We start from the raw sequence: 17371 nt of genomic DNA, 5'->3' as shown, positions 1-17371 counted from the left end.
CCTCATGACCACGCTCTACACGACCGATCACGAATGGCTGAAGATCGAGGGCGACGTCGCCACGATCGGCATCACCAACTACGCGCAGGAACAGCTCGGCGACGTGGTCTTCGTCGAGCTGCCGAAGGTCGGCCGCAGCGTGAAGAAGGCCGAGGCCGCAGCCGTCGTCGAATCGGTCAAGGCCGCCTCCGACGTCTACGCGCCGATCACCGGCGAAGTGCTGGAAGTCAACGAGACGCTCGGCACCGAACCTGCATTGGTCAATTCCGACGCCGGCGGCGCAGCGTGGTTCTTCAAGCTGAAGATCGCCGACAAAAGCGAACTCGACGGCCTGATGGACGAGGCCGCCTACAAGGCCCACACGGCGTAGTCGCGCGGCCGTTCGCATGATTCGTCATTGCGAGCGAAGCGAAGCAATCCAGCGCCGAGGCCCTGCGCCTCTGGATTGCTTCGTCGCTTCGCTCCTCGCAATGACGCGGTTGAGCATTTCTCGAAACGAGGACCACAACATGCCGAATCGCCGCCCGATCGACGCTGCAAACGACTTCGTGCGACGCCATATCGGCCCGTCGCCGCAGGACATCGCGGCGATGCTGACGACGGTCGGCGCCGGCAGCCTCGACCAGCTGATGGCCGAGACGCTGCCTTACGCGATCCGCATCAAGGAGCCGCTGTCGCTCGGCACGCCGCTGTCGGAAACCGACGCGCTGGCGCATATGACCGAGCTGGCGGCGAAGAACCAAGTGTTCACCTCGCTGATCGGCCAAGGCTACTCCGGCACGGTGCTGCCGACCGTGATCCAGCGCAACATTCTGGAGAATCCCGCCTGGTACACGGCCTACACGCCGTATCAGCCGGAGATCAGCCAGGGCCGGCTGGAAGCGCTGTTCAATTTCCAGACCATGATCTGCGACCTCACCGGGCTCGACGTCGCCAACGCCTCGCTGCTCGACGAAGCGACCGCGGCGGCCGAAGCGATGGCGCTGGTCGAGCGCGCAGCCGCCAAGAAGACCAAGGCGTTCTTCGTCGACCGCGACACCCATCCGCAGACGCTGGCGGTGCTGCGCACCCGCGCCGAGCCGCTCGGCTGGTCGATCATCGTCGGCGATCCGGAGACCGAGCTCGAAGCCGCCGACGTGTTCGGCGCGCTGCTGCAATATCCCGGCTCGTCGGGGCGCTTAAGCGATCCGCGCGCGGCGATCGCGACGCTGCACGGCAAGGGCGCGCTGGCGGTGGTCGCCGCCGATCTCTTGGCGCTGACGCTGATCGCCTCGCCGGGCGAACTCGGCGCCGACATCGCGATCGGCTCGGCGCAGCGCTTCGGCGTGCCGATGGGCTACGGCGGACCGCATGCCGGCTACATGGCGGCGCGCGACAGCCTGAAGCGCTCGCTGCCCGGCCGCATCGTCGGCCTGTCGATCGATTCGCACGGCCAGCCGGCGTATCGGCTGGCGCTGCAGACCCGCGAGCAGCACATCCGCCGCGAGAAGGCGACCTCCAACATCTGCACCGCGCAGGTGCTGCTGGCGGTGATCGCCTCGATGTATGCGGTGTATCACGGCCCCGATGGGCTCAAGGCGATCGCGCGCCGGGTGCATCGCCGCACCGCGACGCTGGCGGCCGGGCTGAAGCAGCTCGGCTTCGCGCCGCTCAACGACACTTACTTCGATACGCTGACGATCGAGGTCGGCGAGGAGCGCGACGCCATCGTCGCGCGCGCCGAGGCCGACAAGATCAATCTACGCATCGGCGCGAACTCGCTCGGCATCGCACTCGACGAAACCACCACGCAGGCGACCATCGAGGCGCTGTGGCGTGCGTTCGGCGGATCGCTCGACTATGCGAGCGTGGAGCGCGATGCGGCCGACACGCTGCCCGCAGCGCTGACGCGTAGCAGCGATTATTTGACGCAGGCGGTGTTCAAGGACTATCGCTCGGAAACCGAACTGCTGCGCTACATGCGAAAACTGAGCGACCGCGATCTGGCGCTCGACCGCGCGATGATTCCGCTCGGCTCCTGCACCATGAAGCTCAATGCCACCACCGAGATGATGCCGCTGACCTGGCCGGCCTTCGGCAGCCTGCATCCGTTCGTGCCGCGCGCGCAGGCGGAAGGCTATCACGAGATGTTCGCCCGGCTGGAGGCCTGGCTCGCCGAGATCACCGGCTACGACGCGGTGTCGCTGCAGCCGAATTCCGGCGCGCAGGGCGAATATGCCGGCCTGCTGGCGATCCGCGGCTATCACCAGGCGCGCGGCGAGCCGCATCGCAAGATCTGCCTGATCCCCTCCTCGGCGCACGGCACCAATCCGGCCTCGGCGGCGATGACTGGGATGGACGTCGTCGTCGTCGCCTGCAACAGCCATGGCGACGTCGACGTCGACGATCTGCGCGCCAAGGCGGAGAGGCATTCGGCCGAGCTCGCCGCGGTGATGATCACCTACCCGTCGACCCACGGCGTGTTCGAGGAGCACATCCGCGACATCTGCGACATCGTCCATGCCCATGGCGGGCAGGTCTATCTCGACGGCGCCAATCTGAATGCCCAGGTTGGGCTCGCCCGGCCCGGCGATTACGGCGCCGACGTCAGCCACCTCAATCTGCACAAGACGTTCTGCATCCCGCATGGCGGCGGCGGCCCGGGCATGGGGCCGATCGGCGTCAAGGCGCATCTGGCGCCGTTCCTGCCCGGCCATCCGGCCGAGGGCGAACCTGTGAATGGTGTGCTGCACGGCGGCGGCACGGTGTCGGCGGCACCCTATGGCTCGGCGTCGATCCTGACGATCTCCTACATCTACATCCTGATGATGGGCGGCGCCGGGCTCAAGCGCGCCACCGAGATCGCGATCCTCAACGCCAACTACATCGCGGCCCGGCTGCAACCGCATTTCCCGGTGCTGTACCGCAATTTGCGCGGCCGCGTCGCGCATGAATGCATCGTCGATCCGCGACCGCTGAAGACCACCACCGGGGTGACGGTGGACGACATCGCCAAGCGGCTGATCGACTACGGCTTCCACGCGCCGACGATGAGCTTCCCGGTGCCCGGCACGCTGATGATCGAACCGACTGAATCCGAATCCAAGGCCGAGATCGACCGGTTCTGCGACGCCATGATCGCGATCCGGCAGGAGATCGCGCAGATCGAGGACGGCCGCTTCAAGGTCGAGGCGTCGCCGCTTCGGTTTGCGCCGCATACCGTGCACGACGTCACCAGCGCTGAATGGACCCGGCCCTATCCGCGCACCGAGGGCTGCTTCCCGGCGCCGCATTCGCGCACCGATAAATACTGGTGCCCGGTCGGCCGCGTCGACAACGTCTATGGCGACCGCAATCTGGTGTGCGCGTGCCCGCCGATCGAGGACTACGCGCTCGCCGCCGACTACGCGCGCGCGGCGGAGTAGCCCGACGACGAAATCAGCACGGCGGAAGAGACCGCACCGCGCGACGCCATGTAACCGGTCGTCGTCACCCGCGAAAGCGGGTGATTCAGTATCGCGGAACATCTGGGCGACGCACGACTGCTCAACACGCGCCCTGGAATACTGGGTCCCCCGCTTTCGCGGGCAATGACGGCTGAGAGCGCTGCGGGTCATCGCTTCAACAAGACACGTCATTGCCGGGCTCGACCCGGCAATCCATCCTCTTCACAAGATGCCTTGCTTTCAGCGCGCTGCGCACGCGATGGATGCGCGGGTCAAGCCCGCGCATGACGGCTGAGTTTGCTGCTCAGCGTCGCCTCATCGAGACGCAAACAAGACATCTCAAAAAACGTGCGGCGAGCGCTATGGGGGCCCCGGCAACAGGGGTCCGCGGCGCCCGCCGGCTTGAACTCATTGGTCGGAAGCCGCCGGGACGGCGACTTCCGAAGTCGCGCTCACTCGTCGCCGGGCTCCTCGCCGTCGGCGTCGCTCTCCGGCGAGCCCGCGAGAATCTGTTCGGCGATCAGGCCGGAATTCTGCCGGATCGAGGCTTCGATCTTGGCGGTCATGTCCGGATTGGCGCGCAGGAACGCCTTGGAGTTCTCGCGGCCCTGACCGAGCCGCTGGCTGTCGTAGGAGAACCAGGCGCCGGACTTCTCGACGATGCCGGCCTTGACGCCGAGATCGAGGATCTCGCCCATCTTGGAGACGCCCTCACCGTACATGATGTCGAACTCGACCTGCTTGAACGGCGGCGCCAGCTTGTTCTTCACGACCTTGACGCGGGTCTGGTTGCCGACGACTTCGTCGCGCTCCTTGATCTGGCCGATGCGGCGGATGTCGAGCCGGACCGAGGCGTAGAACTTCAGCGCGTTGCCGCCGGTGGTGGTTTCCGGCGAGCCGTACATCACGCCGATCTTCATCCGGATCTGGTTGATGAAGATCACCATGGTGTGGGACTTGTTGATCGAGGCGGTGAGCTTGCGCAGCGCCTGGCTCATCAGCCGCGCCTGCAGGCCGGGCAACGCGTCGCCCATATCGCCTTCGAGCTCGGCGCGCGGCACCAAAGCGGCGACCGAATCGACGATCAGGACGTCGATCGCGCCGGAGCGCACCAGCGTGTCGGCGATCTCCAGCGCCTGCTCGCCATGGTCGGGCTGCGAGATCAGGAGCTCGTCGACATTGACCCCGAGCTTGCGGGCATAGACCGGGTCGAGCGCGTGTTCGGCGTCGATGAAGGCGCAGATGCCGCCCTTCTTCTGGGCTTCGGCGGCGCAATGCAGCGCCAGCGTGGTCTTGCCCGAGGATTCCGGCCCGTAGATCTCGACCACCCGCCCTTTCGGCAGGCCGCCGACGCCGAGCGCGATGTCCAGCCCGAGCGACCCGGAGGAAATCGTTTCGATATCCATCGACCGGTCGTTCTTGCCGAGCTTCATCACCGAGCCCTTACCGAACTGGCGCTCGATCTGGGACAGCGCAGCGGCCAGGGCCTTGGTTTTGTCCATGGAGGATCCTTCGACGATACGCAAAGCGGTGGGGGCAGCAGCCATATGAAGCTCCTTATGAACGGGATTCGCCGGTGGGACAAACCGCGCCGGCCCATGGCCGACAGAATGCAATGTACACTTTTTGTTCTCCGTTCGCAATATGTTCTTTTCAGCTTGAGGGCAGATATATACCCTCTGGACATGTACCCATGAGTAGCGGTATTTGTCCGTCTGCCACAACTAGCCCTAGAGTCGGCTTAGGGCGGCGGGAGACGACTGGATGCGTAGGGCAATCAAAGTCATTATTGGCCTCGGCTCTACTGCTGTTATCCTATGGGAACTGCCGGCACTCGGGAGGCTCGCTCTCAAAGTCTTGGCTGCGCTTACTACCTTCGACTTCTTCTACGAGAGGAATAGAGACCCCACATGGGTCGGCGGGGCGCTTCAAATGGCGCTGAACCCTCCGCCAGGGACGGCCCTTCTAGTTGCCATAGCGGGGCTGGCGCTGATCTATTGGCAGACTAGGCCGAGGTCAGTCCGAATGTCCTATCCAGTGATTGGAATGCTTCTGAGCGTGGTAACGTTCGCCGGATTCGCGATTTGGTATCTGATCCAAAACCAAACGGCGATTACCAAAATCGAGAGTGGCCTGCCGGATACCGCCGTCACTGCCGTACAATCAACCACAGGGAATCCTCTTTTAGATTCGATCAATGTTTACCTAGCAAAGAGTGGCAAAAAGACGAATCCGGGAATTGGCGACCCATCCGCGAGTAATTTCACAATGGGAGATGCATCGGACGGGAACGGGCCATACATCACGCATTGGGGTAGTGATTTGGGGCCGTGGCCCACCGTGCTGGACGGGTTTACAATTTCTCAGCTTCGAAATTCGCCAACGCCGCTGAAGGGCTATTCCCAGCGGCCCCTGAATGATTATGAGGCTGGAAAGAAACTTCCAGTAATCGATAGCTTTCTGGACGTTCTTCAGAACGACATGCAGAGGACCATCGACGATGGCCCCCGATTTCGAACCAACTGGTGGAATGCGATAAAGGACCCAGCCAACAACCCTAAATATTGGGACGAGTTGTTGGCTTACCGGGACAACATAAAGACATGCATTGATCGCATAGAAAAACTGCGTGCCAAATTTCCGCAATATCAAGACATCACCATTGCTGTTCAGCCTACCTACTGGAATAAGTTAACTCCGCTAGTCGAAAGGTTTTTGGTGGCCTATCAATACGCTAGCACATCGATGAAATCCGACGCGTCGCGGGAAGCTTTGTTGTTTGTGATGAACGAGCCTGAACTTGGATTTGAAAAAGGCCTTCAGGACTTTATCGCATGGAGGAATCGGGCGCAGGGGGATCTGTTAGAAATCAGGAGACAGGCCTCACCATGAGCAAACCAAAATCTTCGACGCGACGTTTCGACCAGCTTTTGCAAGCAATGGTCACTCAACCCGTACCTTCGGAAAAGCCTGCAAAAGAAGCTCGAACATCAAAGCAGGCTGGCGGCGGAGGTTATGGCGATACTCGAACTCGCGCAGGTAAAGCTGCAAGTGCTTCTTCGAAACCCAAACGTAAGTCCCGGTGATCCCGCGCTTCACTTGCGACCAGAACGAGTCGATTGAATTGGTGTGAACGTCGCCGCGAACGTATTCCTTGGCGGAGTGGTCAACCATTTCGTGGTCGTAGCCGTAGCGCTCTTTGAGCAGCTTGAAGTTTGACGCTTCGCCCGTGTGGACCCGCGACCCCTCTTTCACGAACCGCACGATATGCGGAACGATATGGGTCTTGGTGCGAGCCTGCACGACGCGGGTAACAACGTCGCCGCCGCGCTCGACAATGCCAAGCACGATTGCCTTGTCATCCTCGCCCTGCTTATCGACGCCGCCGATAAACGTCTCGTCCGCTTCTACCGTCTTGCCGGGTCCGCCAACCGGCGCATCGCCGTCAACGTAGCCCATATAAAGGCGGATCAGGTGGCACATGCGCCAAGCGGTTTTGTAGGTCACGCCTAGCTGGCGCTGGACCTCTTTGGCGGCCACGCCGTTCCGCGTCTCGCAAAACAGGAACATGACATAGAACCAGTCCCGCAGGCTGGTGCGGGTTTTTTCAAAGGGTGTCCCGGCGGTCGGATAGACCTGATAGCCGCAATGCTCGCACTCGAACGAGCGGCGCTTTTTGACCCGGTAATAGGTCGCCTCTTTCTGGCACTTGAAGCAGGTGAACCGCTCGCCGAACCGGTTGCGCATCAGGTGCAAAAGGCAGGCATCTTCGGTGGGGAACCGCTTCTGAAACTCGCGAATTTTGTTCGGCTTCTGGGCCATGTGGATCGCCTCCCCTGAGAATATATGTACTCTATCGGGGTTTGTTCTACATGTCTAGAGGGTATATATGCCCTTGAGGGACGCTTTGCCCTTAATCATCTCGGCCGGGATCGGATATCGCGCTGAACTAGGTGGACTCCCACGATAGCGCCAGCGCGACGTTCATCGTTTCTCAATGCTCCCGGCGCAGAACGGCAGCATGACGATGCCGCTCGCCCCGCCCAAATCACCGGACAAGATCCGGGTGCTGTGCACCAAGTGCCGGGTGCCGTTTCGTGAGAAGATCAGGAACGTTCGCGAGGGCGTTCAGGTGCAGTGCCCGAACTGCAACAAGCTGATCACCTTCTCGACCGACTCCGCCGATCTCGGCGTGCAGCGCGCGTTCACCGAGGTCCGCCGGATCAAGAACGGCACGATGCTGTCGATTCATCGCAGCAGCGACGACGACGGCTACCCCGGCTGAGGACGCGCCCTGCGCGGCCGCATCACGTGGTGATGCGCGTTGTGTCGTGTCCCGCCGCCGCTGCGTGCGGCATCGTACGCCCGTTCACTGGCGCAGACTGGTGACGCCCCACATCAGCAGCAGCATCGCCGGCACGCACGGCGCCGCCCACATCGCCCATGTCGTCACACCCTTCGCCACGCTTTGACGAAACGCCGCGATCAGCCGATAGGTGACGATGATCCAGGGCAGAACAATTCCGATCAGAATGGCGTCGACGTACCAACTCATCTTGCAACGATCTCCGCTGTTCACGATTGCTTTAGCGTGTCGGCATAGGACGGCCATCCACAATTGGAATCATGGGTGGCTTTACGGCCGCCTTTCTCGGGAGGCTTTCCCGGCGGTCTTCCGCGCCGCGGAACTTCGGGAGCCGGTGCGACTTGTCGATGCGCATCACTGATTTCGCCTGAGGCAGGGAAACGTGTTGGATAATCCTATCGTCGTCATGGTCGTCGAAGACGACCCGATGATCCAGAGCGTCGTGCAGGAGGCCCTCGAAGAAGGCGGTTTCGACGTGGTGATCACTTCATCTGGTGAGGAAGCCGTGAAACTGCTCGGCGAGCAGCGGCACTTTCGCGCGTTGCTGACCGACGTCAATCTCGGCCGCGACCGAATGGACGGCTGGGACGTCGGCCGCTTCGCCCGCGAGGCTGATCCCGCGTTTCCGGTGATCTACATGACCGGCGACAGCGCCGCCGAATGGGCCTCCCGCGGCGTTCCAGGCAGCCTGCTGCTCACCAAGCCGTTCGCGCCGTCGCAGGTGGTCGCCGCCGTGACGCAACTTCTCAACAGCGCCAATCCCGCCGCGCCGCCGACCGCGTGACTCTGACCGCGTGACACTGCCCGCCGGCGCCAATCCCACTGTGGATGCCAGTTCCCTGCACTGACGTAGCATTCTGCCAGCCGTCTCCTGACAGCGTCCGTCGTTTTCCCGCATCGCTCGGTGCGACTTCGGATCGACAGCGATTAGCAGCGAGATATACATTCAGCATTCGCGTCGTCGTACACGTTCGTACCTGTCCCGAGGCCGGCTGAGTCCGCCCGAAACCAACGGGGAGATCCTTGGACGATTTTGTTCGCGAGGAGAACCTGAAGCTGTATCGGCGGCTGCTGTCGGAGACCGACGACGAAGAGCGCCGCCGCGTCCTGTTGCAGCTGATCGCCAGCCTCTCCCTCGCCCAACGCGAACGATCCGATCGCACCGCGACGTGATGGTCAGCGCTTCGCCGATACTGCCGCGGCAGGTGCGACCTATGGGCGCTGGCTGCATCGCCGCGCGGACGCGTCGGTATTTGATTTCACGCAATGCGGCGGAGGCACTCGCGGATAGCTTGCCTCCGTCAATGCCGAACTTTCTAGAGGTGGGGAGTTCCGACGCTGACGGAGAGCCCCGAACATGGCCTCGTTCGGGGCTCTTTAGATTCAGAATGCCGCCACCTGCTACGCGAATGTCCCGCCGCGGTCGTATCCGCCGCGTTGTCGCCGGACGGGTCGCTCTGCATCGCGGCGCGATCTCGACGACTGCCGTGAGCCGTCTCGTGTCGCTTCCGCCATCGCAATATTCTCTGATCGGTGCTGAAGTAGATCGGTCGCGGCCGCATTGCGGGCTCGCGCTCGAGCGCGCGATGCAGCAAGATCGACGGGTGTCGACAATCGCTCGCATCAGGCCCGCCGCGCAATGCACGGGCCGTCTGTCACAGGGAGTGTAGGAATGCGTCTCGGGACTTTGATCGTGATGATGACGGCGGCCATTGCGCTGGCCGGCTGTGAGGTGGGCCAGGGCACGCCCGGGCCGAAGGGCGAACAGGGCGCCCAGGGACCGGCGGGCCCCCCCGGACCTCCCGGCAAGGACGGCGCGTCCGCCAGCAGCATCCGCACCGCCAGTTCGACCACCTGCTCGTCGAACGGCTGCCCGATGACCTGCGAAAGCGGCGAGACGCTGGTGTCGGCGCTCTGCATCGGCAACGCCTCTGCCAAATTCAGCGACACGATCGTCGTGGAGAACGGCGTAATGACCGCCCGCTGCGGACCGAGTTCGACCAGTATCGTGCTGAGCTGCGCGCGCCAATAACGCCGACCACGCCTCGACCGACCGAAAGCCGCCCCGGGTGGGGCGGCTTTTTTGCGAACCGGGTCAACGGGTTGATCTGCGGGGAACGCTACACCCGGCTACCATGCGAAGGAGCCCGAACGCCTCGCCAGCGGCCATTGCCGTTAATTTATGGTAGAATATTACTACTATTGATTCAGATCAAACGGCCCGGGCGGGGACCGGCAATGGTCGGAAAAATTCGTGGAAGATCCGGCTCCGACCTGATGGCGCATCTCATCTACAAATGTCCACGGACGGCCATGAAGGTTCAGACCTGGATCGCGGAGGAAGTGGCCTCGTCCGACCCGACGACCTTCGAACAGGTGCGCTGCCCCGCCTGCACCCACGTGCATTTCGTCAATCGCTCGTCGGGCAGGCTGCTCGGCGAAAAGGGCTGAAAGCCTGTTCGCGCCGCCCGCCGGCCGCCGCTTTCATTCCGCTCAGCAATCAGCGATCGTTCAATCGATAGACCGCGCGTCGCCTTCCGGCAGTCGCGCCTTGTCGGGCGATACCGCGCTGCGCAGCGACGGATACACTTCGATGTGACCGTTGTAGTCGATGAAGCCGAGCTTGCGAAATTTGTTCATGAAATGGCTGACGCGCGACCGCGTCGTACCGATCATTTCCGCGAGAGTCTGCTGGCTGATATCGACGGGCAGCGACTTGGCGGTGTCGCCCGGGTTGATATCAGCGAGGAGAAGTAACAGCCGCGCCAGACGCTTCTCGCTGGAATTGAACAACTGATCGATCAGGTCTTCCTCGACCCGGCAGTTGCGCCTGAGCAGGTGAGTCATGAAGAACTCGCACATGCCGGGCTCGCGCTGCAGCGTAGTGATCAGCATGGCATTCGCCAGCGTGGTGATGAGGCAATCTTCGAGCGCCACCGCGGTCGACAGGCGGCGCCGGCCGATCAACCCGCTCTCGCCGAAAAACTGGCCCGAGTCCAGAATCGCGACGACGCCCTCCTTGCCCTGCTCCGACATCACCACCAGCTTGACGCGCCCGTGCTGCAGAAACAGCACGCTGTCGGCCTTTTCACCTTGCGCGAAAATGCTCTGGTTCTTGCGGAATTGCTGCACGATCCGGCCGGGTCCAGCGCTGCCGAGAAACGCGGTGGGATCGAACGCCGCTTCGTAAGAATTCACGTCTCATCCTGCAATCGCGAAGCAAGCTCTCCGCCATCGATCGCAGGCGCCCAAGAGCCGCGCGGCGAAACATTCGCCGCGTCGGTCCATCAACATCAATTTCCGGAAAAAATCTGTGCCGTTTTGAACACGCACTACGCGTGTCCCGGCCGAAATCAGTTCGCGGTTTGCCCGGTCTTCTTCGACCTCGTCGTCGCGGTCTTCGGCTTCGCCGATACAGGCTCGTTGCTACGTACGTCGCCCCACGGATCGCTCGGCCCCTTGGCATCGGGAATCTTGCGCAGCGATTCGCGATAGGCCTTCTCCCTGATCGCGTCCTGCGCTTTCTCTTCCGGCGATTTGTGCTGAATCTCGGGGACCAGATTGACATTCGGCATCTGCGCATAGGCAGGCCCGGCCAGCAGGACGCTCACTGCGACGCCGCGCAACAACTTCATTGGAGACTCCCTTCGCGCGCTTGACGGCTTCGGCCGCGCTACAGACGATCGGACCGACAGGATTTCGGCGACTGCATCCAATCCTCCCAGATCGGGCCGCACTTGGTGCAGCCGTTGAGGAGAATTGCCGCGGCAACCACGCCGAATATCAGAACCGAACGCTTCGCCATACGCCACCCACCGCCCTGCGGGGGACCATAAGGGAACGACCGTGGCGTTTTCAAGCCGGCAAGAATCGGGTCCGATATAGGCAATTCAAGGACTTCCGGGCCGCAGAATCCGGTACGGACACGTACAGAAACCAAAACAAGCCAGAGCATGGGAGACGAAATGACGGAGAGCGGCCAGATGGCGGAATTCGGCCTCGCGGATGCGCGGCGCACGCTCGTCGAGGTGTTCGCCCCCTGGGTGCAGGACCTCGACCTGTCGGTGGACGCGATCGAGACGGCGCCGCCCCCCGGCGCCAGTCGCGACTGGCAGCCCGGCGCGACGCTGCGGATGGCGTTCTCCGAACGGCTGTGCCGCAGCGGCGGCATCGTCTGCGGGCAGGCCCTGATGGCGCTGGCCGACACCGCAATGGTTCTCGCGATCCTCGCCGCCAATCGCGGCTTCCGTCCGATGACCACGGTCGATCAGACCACGCATTTTCTCAAGGCGGTCGCCTCGTCCGACGTGCTGGCGGATGCGCGGGTGGTGCGGCTCGGCCGCACCATGAGTTTCGGCCGCGTCACACTGCTCAGCGCCGCCGACGGCAAGCCGGTGGCGATGGTGTCGAGCGCCTTCGCGATGCTCTGACCGCTGCGGCGGTCACTCGCCGAGGATTTGTTTCGCCGCGGTGACGAGGCCGACACTGGGTCGGCGCCGCGAGGCCCGCCCCCTTGGTGAACAAAACCTCAACCGAAGCCGGCCCGGAGCGGCGACCGGATTCATGGGTTTGCAAGCTGCTCGCGCGATATTGGTGGCAGTCGTGTGAACTCGGACAACAGCGATGATGGATAGACGAGGTACGCCGCGCCATCGCGTCTTCAAGCGCGGCACGATCGCGATCGGCGGAGCGGGATTCGACTGCACCGTCCGCAATCTGTCGGCGACCGGGGCGCGGATCGACGTCGAAGGGCCTGTCGCCCTGCCCGAGGAATTCGTGCTGGTGATCGAGACCGACAAGGTGAAGCATCGCTGCCGCCCCGTATGGAGTGCGGCCCAGCGCATCGGCGTCGCGTTCCGTTAGCGCGGACTTCGCGCAACAGCATCCAACGTTCTGCATCCCCTCGCATCCTTGTGGCCCGCCGAAGCCGGCGGGGCCACGGATGACTGCCTCAGCGCGCACGCTATGGTCCGGCCCGTCAGTAGCGGCTGCCGCCGACGCGGCCGCCATCGCCGCCTCTGTTCGGGCCGCCGCCGTAACCACCGCCCCGGATGCCGCCGCCGATCGAAATGCTCGGGCCGCGCGGCGGACCGTAATAGACCGGCGGCGGTCGCCGAACCACGACGACGTCGTCATCATCCTCGTAGTAGACCCGGCCGCGCGGCGGCTGGGCGGTCCGTTTCGGCGGCTCCGTCCGCTCGACGCGTTTCGGCTTGGACTTGTCGACCTTCTTCTGGATCGCCGGCGGAGTGCTGCACTGGCAAGCTGCCGCGGACGCGGGCGCCACCGCGGCGGCCGGCGGGGTCAAGCTGGCTTGCGTCGCAGCCGGAATCGCCACCGCGGGCACCGGCTTGTTGCGCTGACGCTCCTCGAGCTTCTTCGCGGTCGGGGTCAGGTCGCTGTCGGGATATCGATCCAGAAACGCCCGGTAGGCCGGCCCGCTGTTGGCGAGCACCGCCCGGTTCCAGGCCTGCATCTGGCGAAAGCGGTCGAGCCAGCGCTTCGCCTCGGGGCCGAGCGGCGGCTCGGCATACAGCGATACGAACGCCTCATAGGCGTCGCCGGAACCGTCCGAGACGATCAGTTCGTTGGCCTGCTCGATCGGCTTGCCCTTCAGGAAGGCCTTCCATTCGTCGACGGTGCGCTTCTTCTCCGGCTTGATGCCGTCCTCGGCCGAGCCGAAGAAGCGGAAATCGTCGACCAGCGACGAGCTTTCCCACGGCGTCTGCCGGCCCGAAGTGGCCTGATTGACCGCCAGACGCACACGCTTGAAGGTGTCCTCAATCTGCAGTCCGCTCTCGCGGCCGGCCTTCAGCAGCGCCGCAGTGTAAGGGCTGTTGGTGCCGCCGCCATCTTCGGCCTCGGCGCCCGGCGAGGTCGAGAACGACAGGAAGGTGCCGGGCGCGCCGGTCTTGGCGTCGACCAGCGCCAGCCCCTGTCCGGTGGTCTTCCTGATCTCGGGGAACGGATTGTTGCGGCAGGCATCGAGCATGATGATGCGGGTCCGCGTCGGCACCGAGGTCAGGGTGTTGAGCACGTCGTTGAGCCGCACCGCCTGCAGCGGAATATCGGCCTCGCGCTTGGGATCGACGTCGACCGGAACCAGATAGTTCTCGCCGTCGACCTGAATGCCGTGACCGGCATAGAACATCAGCGCCACGGTGTCCGGCCCCTTGGCCGCGACCTTGGCGGCGAAATCGCCGACCATCTGGCGCAACTCGGTCTGGGTGAGATCGTTGGCCGCCGTGACCTCGAAGCCGGCATCGCCGAGCATCTTCTCGATCGCCTTGGCGTCGTTGACCGGATTCGGCAGCGCCGGCACGGCGCGATAGGCCGATTGGCCGACCACCAGAGCGACGCGGCTTTCCGCCAGCCCAGCCTCCGTCCCCAGCAGCATCGTTGCAGCTACCGCCGCGTTCCACAGCATCGCACGCAACATCGGCCTCTCCTCTTCCAAAGCAATTTCCCGCAGTTGGTCGGCCGCGGCAGCGACCGGGTTCACGCCGGGCCCGTGGCAATTGGACGCCGCCACCGGAACCCTCATTCCGCCCCACGCAACCGAGTGCTCGCGCGGGCAAGCGTCGGTTAACACTACTCCCTAAAATGATCGCTGGAACTCACTGATTTCCAAGCCCCGTCCGTTACTTTCATTCTCGCAGGGCGCCGCGATCGATCGCGGCCGCGCCGCTGCGCGCAGGAAGCTGACGTTGGTCGACATCGCAAATTCATCGCCGATCGCACGCGCCACGCAAGCCGACGCGGCCACGACGCGTGCCGCGCTGCCGCTGATGGCGGCGATCGATGCCGGCGCCTGGCGCGATCTGGCAGGCCGGGTGCTCGAGCCGAATGCCTACTACCTGCCGGAATGGGCGATGGCCGCAAACGGCGATCCGCGGGCTCGCGCAGCGACGCGCCTGCTGATCGCGCAGGACGATGCCGGCGCCCTGACCGGGCTGCTGCCGGTGGTGTCGGCGTGGCGCGCATTCCGGCTGCCGCTGCCGGTGCTGGTCTCCGCCGATCCGTTCCGCTCTCTCGACACTCCTCTGCTCGACCGCGACGCCGCCGAACATGCGGCCACGGCGATGCTCGCGCGGGCCCGCGCCACCGGGGCCCGGGCATTGCTGCTGCGGGACGTCGCCCGCGATGGCGACGCAGCGCGAACGTTCTCACGCGCGGCCGCCGGGAATGGCCTCGCGCCGGTGCTGCTGCGCGGCTGGTCGCGCGCCTGCCTCGACGCCACGCGCGATGCCGACGAGTTGCTGCGCGGCGCGCTCGGCGGCAAGCGTCTCAAGGAATATCGCCGGCTGCTGCGCCGGCTCGGCGACCACGGCGAGGCGCGATTCAGCGTGGCGCAGACGCCGGACGCGGTGGCGGCGGCGTATGACGTATTCCTCGCGCTGGAGGCCAGCGGCTGGAAGGGCCGCCGCGGCACCGCGCTGCTGCACCTGCCGGAATTGGCGGCGCGGCTGCGCCTGGCCGCGATCACGCTCGCCGGGCGCGGCGCCTGCGAGATCGCGCTGCTGCACGCGGGCGAAGAGCCGATCGCCGCGGGCATCGTGCTGCGGCATCAGGAGCGCGCCTATTTCTTCAAACTCGGCATCGCCGAGAGCTTCGCGCGACATTCGCCCGGCGTGCTGCTGACGCTGGAACTGACGCGGCATTTCTGCGCCGATCCGGCGATCACCATGGCGGATTCCACCGCCGGCCCGGATCATCCGATGATCGATCCGATCTGGCGCGGACGCTTCGCCGTCGGCGATTTGTTGATTCCGCTGCAGCCGCGCGATCCGCTGTTCGGACCGATCACGCTGGCGCTACGCGCGCGCGAGGCGTTGCGCCAGACCGCGAAGCGGCTGCTGAAACGCTAGAACTCACAACGAGCACGACCTCATGGTGAGGAGTGGTAAGGTCGGTTCGCTTCAAAACCTCGATGAGGCACTGCGACTATGATTACTCCGCCGCCTCGGCGTTGATCTCCGCCGAGAGGTGGCGGATGGCTTTGGCGAGTTGCGCCGGATCCTGCGCGCCGGACACCGCGTATTTCTGCGCGAACACGAATGTCGGCACGCCGGAGATGCCCTTCTCGGCCGCCTCCTCCGCTTGCCCCGAAATCAGCGCGACGTCTTCGTCGGTGGCGAGCTTGGCGCGTACCTCGCCGGCGTCGAGGCCGATATCGGCCGCGGCCTGCACCAGCACCTCGGGATCGGTGAGATCACCGCCGTCGCGAAAATACAATTCCATCAGCCGCTGCTTCATCGCCGGCCCCTGTCCGGTCGCCTCGGCCCAATGGATCAGCCGGTGGCAGTCGATCGTGTTGGGTTGCCGCTGCACGCGGTCCGGATGATAGTCTAGCCCCTCCTGCGCGGCGGCGTCGACGACGCGGGCGGCGATCTCCTTGTAGCGCTCCGGCGAGCCGAACTTCTTGGTGAGGTAGTCGTCGCGCGCAATGCCTTCGCGCGGCACCCAGGGGTTGAGGAAGAACGGCCGATAATTCAGCTCGACCGGCACATCGGGCGCGAGCGCCAGCGCCTGCTCGATGCGGCGCTTGCCGATGTAGCACCACGGACAGACGACGTCGGACACGACATCGATCTTCAACGGCCTGATCGCGCTCATCGGCGCCTCCTTTCGTCGTTTCCTCGACGGACAGTCCCATACAGATGGGCCTGCGGCAATGCCGTGCAAGACGTTACAACGCGGATGCCATGCTGCGCAGCCGCGCCGAGGTCGCCTCGTCCGCGGCAAAAAACGTCTCGATCGCGATCTCCGACAGCGTGACGTCGACCGGCGTGCCGAACACCATGGTGGTCGAGATGAAACTCAGCACCGCGTCGCCGAGCGTCAGCCTGAACGGCACCGCCACCGCATCGGGTGCGATCGGCGCGGCGCGGGCCGGCACCGGATAGGTCTTCAGTTCCTGATACAGCTCGATCAGCTTCGGGTCGGCGGTCGCCTCGCATTGCCGGTGCAGCCGTTCCAACAGATGCGCGCACCATTCGCCGAGATTGGCGGTGCGCGAAGCCAGCCCATCGGGATGGAACGACAGCCGCAGCACGTTGAGCGGAGGCACCAGCAGATGCGGCGCGATGCCCTCGAGCAGCGGCGTCACCATGCGATTGGCCGACACCAGGTTCCAGTGCCGGTCGACCGCGAGCGCGGGATTTGGCTCGTGCGCGCGCAGCACCTGAACGACCGCGGCGCGCGCTGCATGCAGCGCCGGATCGTCGAGCGTCCGCTGCGGGAACGCCGGCGCGAAGCCGGCCGCCACCAGCAGCACGTTGCGCTCGCGCAGCGGCACGTCGAGCCGCTCGGCGAGGCGCAACACCATGTCGCGCGACGGCGCCGATCGCCCGGTCTCGACGAACGACAGATGCCGCGCGGAGATCTCAGCGTCGAGCGCGAGATCGAGCTGGCTGAGATGACGGCGCTGCCGCCATTGCCGCAAGTAATCGCCGATGCGCACCGGCTGTGCGCCGGCCGCCGCTGCGGCCGATGAGATGCTCGTGTTCATGGCCGCAAAACTAGCACGCAGCTGTCGCGGCTTCCATGACCTGCGAGGTAATCGAATTCGACAGCGGAG

General features: G+C 64.4%; 19 protein-coding genes. 11 read left to right on the top strand and 8 right to left on the bottom strand.

The features are described 5' to 3' along the window. Positions 1-4 precede the first annotated feature (4 nt). Positions 5-370, top strand: coding sequence for a glycine cleavage system protein GcvH (gene gcvH, locus ACTZWT_RS08915; RefSeq protein WP_444769322.1), 366 nt, complete (start codon positions 5-7; stop codon positions 368-370). A 139-nt stretch (positions 371-509) separates the two neighbouring features. Further along, positions 510-3404, top strand: a complete 2895-nt coding sequence (gcvP, locus tag ACTZWT_RS08910; protein ID WP_444769321.1) for an aminomethyl-transferring glycine dehydrogenase — start codon at positions 510-512, stop codon at positions 3402-3404. A 473-nt stretch (positions 3405-3877) separates the two neighbouring features. Here gcvP and recA read toward each other — a convergent pair whose 3' ends face one another. Further along, the gene (gene recA / locus ACTZWT_RS08905; protein ID WP_011442619.1) at positions 3878-4972 is read right to left on the bottom strand and encodes a recombinase RecA; all 1095 of its coding nucleotides are present in this window, start codon (positions 4970-4972) and stop codon (positions 3878-3880) included. Positions 4973-5189: 217 nt separating this feature from the next. Here recA and ACTZWT_RS08900 point away from each other — a divergent pair, with 217 nt between their 5' ends. Continuing rightward, positions 5190-6317 carry a hypothetical protein gene (locus ACTZWT_RS08900; RefSeq protein ID WP_444769320.1) on the top strand — a complete coding sequence of 376 codons (1128 nt, stop codon included), beginning with the start codon at positions 5190-5192 and terminating at the stop codon, positions 6315-6317. 51 nt (positions 6318-6368) lie between these two features. Here the strand turns inward: ACTZWT_RS08900 and ACTZWT_RS08895 are convergent, their stop codons facing one another. Then, complete coding sequence (locus ACTZWT_RS08895; protein WP_444769319.1) at positions 6369-7247, bottom strand: IS1595 family transposase; 879 nt, start codon at positions 7245-7247, stop codon at positions 6369-6371. 199 nt (positions 7248-7446) lie between these two features. Between ACTZWT_RS08895 and ACTZWT_RS08890 the strand changes: the two genes are divergently transcribed. Continuing rightward, on the top strand, positions 7447-7710 hold the full coding sequence (locus ACTZWT_RS08890) for a hypothetical protein (RefSeq protein ID WP_444769318.1): 264 nt from the start codon (positions 7447-7449) through the stop codon (positions 7708-7710). An 84-nt stretch (positions 7711-7794) separates the two neighbouring features. Here ACTZWT_RS08890 and ACTZWT_RS08885 read toward each other — a convergent pair whose 3' ends face one another. Next, positions 7795-7980 (bottom strand): hypothetical protein, encoded by a 186-nt coding sequence (locus ACTZWT_RS08885; protein WP_444769317.1) that lies wholly within the window; start codon positions 7978-7980, stop codon positions 7795-7797. Positions 7981-8176: 196 nt separating this feature from the next. Here ACTZWT_RS08885 and ACTZWT_RS08880 point away from each other — a divergent pair, with 196 nt between their 5' ends. The 4 genes from ACTZWT_RS08880 (at position 8177) to ACTZWT_RS08865 (ending at position 10242) form a co-directional block, all read left to right on the top strand. Further along, entirely contained in the window at positions 8177-8575 is a 399-nt protein-coding gene (locus ACTZWT_RS08880) for a response regulator (RefSeq protein ID WP_444769316.1), read from the top strand. Between the two features lie 239 nt (positions 8576-8814). Then, a complete protein-coding gene (locus ACTZWT_RS08875) occupies positions 8815-8964 on the top strand; it encodes a hypothetical protein (protein WP_444769315.1) in 150 nt (49 codons plus the stop codon). A 499-nt stretch (positions 8965-9463) separates the two neighbouring features. Further along, a complete protein-coding gene (locus ACTZWT_RS08870) occupies positions 9464-9823 on the top strand; it encodes a hypothetical protein (RefSeq protein WP_444769314.1) in 360 nt (119 codons plus the stop codon). 281 nt (positions 9824-10104) lie between these two features. Then, positions 10105-10242: a hypothetical protein gene (locus ACTZWT_RS08865; protein WP_444769313.1), complete on the top strand. Its 138-nt coding sequence runs from the start codon at positions 10105-10107 to the stop codon at positions 10240-10242. Between the two features lie 60 nt (positions 10243-10302). On the opposite strand, the gene ACTZWT_RS08860 is transcribed toward ACTZWT_RS08865, so the two are convergent. Both ACTZWT_RS08860 and ACTZWT_RS08855 read right to left on the bottom strand, forming a co-directional pair. Further along, the gene (locus ACTZWT_RS08860; RefSeq protein ID WP_444769312.1) at positions 10303-10989 is read right to left on the bottom strand and encodes a Crp/Fnr family transcriptional regulator; all 687 of its coding nucleotides are present in this window, start codon (positions 10987-10989) and stop codon (positions 10303-10305) included. Positions 10990-11144: 155 nt separating this feature from the next. Continuing rightward, entirely contained in the window at positions 11145-11426 is a 282-nt protein-coding gene (locus tag ACTZWT_RS08855) for a hypothetical protein (protein ID WP_444769311.1), read from the bottom strand. 330 nt (positions 11427-11756) lie between these two features. Between ACTZWT_RS08855 and ACTZWT_RS08850 the strand changes: the two genes are divergently transcribed. Further along, on the top strand, positions 11757-12221 hold the full coding sequence (locus ACTZWT_RS08850) for a PaaI family thioesterase (RefSeq protein ID WP_444769310.1): 465 nt from the start codon (positions 11757-11759) through the stop codon (positions 12219-12221). A 193-nt stretch (positions 12222-12414) separates the two neighbouring features. Beyond that, positions 12415-12654 (top strand): PilZ domain-containing protein, encoded by a 240-nt coding sequence (locus ACTZWT_RS08845; protein ID WP_444769309.1) that lies wholly within the window; start codon positions 12415-12417, stop codon positions 12652-12654. Between the two features lie 115 nt (positions 12655-12769). Here the strand turns inward: ACTZWT_RS08845 and ACTZWT_RS08840 are convergent, their stop codons facing one another. Continuing rightward, positions 12770-14230, bottom strand: coding sequence for a caspase family protein (locus ACTZWT_RS08840; protein ID WP_444769308.1), 1461 nt, complete (start codon positions 14228-14230; stop codon positions 12770-12772). A 268-nt stretch (positions 14231-14498) separates the two neighbouring features. Here ACTZWT_RS08840 and ACTZWT_RS08835 point away from each other — a divergent pair, with 268 nt between their 5' ends. Then, entirely contained in the window at positions 14499-15659 is a 1161-nt protein-coding gene (locus ACTZWT_RS08835; RefSeq protein WP_444769307.1) for a GNAT family N-acetyltransferase, read from the top strand. 82 nt (positions 15660-15741) lie between these two features. Here ACTZWT_RS08835 and ACTZWT_RS08830 read toward each other — a convergent pair whose 3' ends face one another. Together ACTZWT_RS08830 and ACTZWT_RS08825 are read right to left on the bottom strand one after the other, a co-directional pair. After that, positions 15742-16407 (bottom strand): DsbA family oxidoreductase, encoded by a 666-nt coding sequence (locus ACTZWT_RS08830; protein WP_444769306.1) that lies wholly within the window; start codon positions 16405-16407, stop codon positions 15742-15744. 73 nt (positions 16408-16480) lie between these two features. Then, on the bottom strand, positions 16481-17302 hold the full coding sequence (locus tag ACTZWT_RS08825; RefSeq protein ID WP_444769305.1) for a helix-turn-helix domain-containing protein: 822 nt from the start codon (positions 17300-17302) through the stop codon (positions 16481-16483). Between the last annotated feature and the right edge of the window lie 69 nt (positions 17303-17371).

Source organism: Rhodopseudomonas sp. NSM, assembly GCF_052445935.1.
Classification (GTDB): domain Bacteria; phylum Pseudomonadota; class Alphaproteobacteria; order Rhizobiales; family Xanthobacteraceae; genus Rhodopseudomonas.
This window is presented reverse-complemented; position numbering and strand designations above follow the sequence as displayed.

What these genes read in the sequence shown, in the direction of transcription:
- ACTZWT_RS08890 (WP_444769318.1), top strand. Translation starts at nt 7,447, where the DNA reads ATGACGATGCCGCTCGCCCCGCCCAAATCACCGGACAAGATCCGGGTG.
- gcvH (WP_444769322.1), top strand. Translation starts at nt 5, where the DNA reads ATGACCACGCTCTACACGACCGATCACGAATGGCTGAAGATCGAGGGC.
- recA (WP_011442619.1), bottom strand. Translation starts at nt 4,972, where the DNA reads ATGGCTGCTGCCCCCACCGCTTTGCGTATCGTCGAAGGATCCTCCATG.
- gcvP (WP_444769321.1), top strand. Translation starts at nt 510, where the DNA reads ATGCCGAATCGCCGCCCGATCGACGCTGCAAACGACTTCGTGCGACGC.
- ACTZWT_RS08840 (WP_444769308.1), bottom strand. Translation starts at nt 14,230, where the DNA reads ATGTTGCGTGCGATGCTGTGGAACGCGGCGGTAGCTGCAACGATGCTG.
- ACTZWT_RS08865 (WP_444769313.1), top strand. Translation starts at nt 10,105, where the DNA reads ATGAAGGTTCAGACCTGGATCGCGGAGGAAGTGGCCTCGTCCGACCCG.
- ACTZWT_RS08855 (WP_444769311.1), bottom strand. Translation starts at nt 11,426, where the DNA reads ATGAAGTTGTTGCGCGGCGTCGCAGTGAGCGTCCTGCTGGCCGGGCCT.
- ACTZWT_RS08830 (WP_444769306.1), bottom strand. Translation starts at nt 16,407, where the DNA reads ATGAGCGCGATCAGGCCGTTGAAGATCGATGTCGTGTCCGACGTCGTC.
- ACTZWT_RS08845 (WP_444769309.1), top strand. Translation starts at nt 12,415, where the DNA reads ATGATGGATAGACGAGGTACGCCGCGCCATCGCGTCTTCAAGCGCGGC.
- ACTZWT_RS08900 (WP_444769320.1), top strand. Translation starts at nt 5,190, where the DNA reads ATGCGTAGGGCAATCAAAGTCATTATTGGCCTCGGCTCTACTGCTGTT.
- ACTZWT_RS08825 (WP_444769305.1), bottom strand. Translation starts at nt 17,302, where the DNA reads ATGAACACGAGCATCTCATCGGCCGCAGCGGCGGCCGGCGCACAGCCG.
- ACTZWT_RS08870 (WP_444769314.1), top strand. Translation starts at nt 9,464, where the DNA reads ATGCGTCTCGGGACTTTGATCGTGATGATGACGGCGGCCATTGCGCTG.
- ACTZWT_RS08885 (WP_444769317.1), bottom strand. Translation starts at nt 7,980, where the DNA reads ATGAGTTGGTACGTCGACGCCATTCTGATCGGAATTGTTCTGCCCTGG.
- ACTZWT_RS08895 (WP_444769319.1), bottom strand. Translation starts at nt 7,247, where the DNA reads ATGGCCCAGAAGCCGAACAAAATTCGCGAGTTTCAGAAGCGGTTCCCC.
- ACTZWT_RS08850 (WP_444769310.1), top strand. Translation starts at nt 11,757, where the DNA reads ATGACGGAGAGCGGCCAGATGGCGGAATTCGGCCTCGCGGATGCGCGG.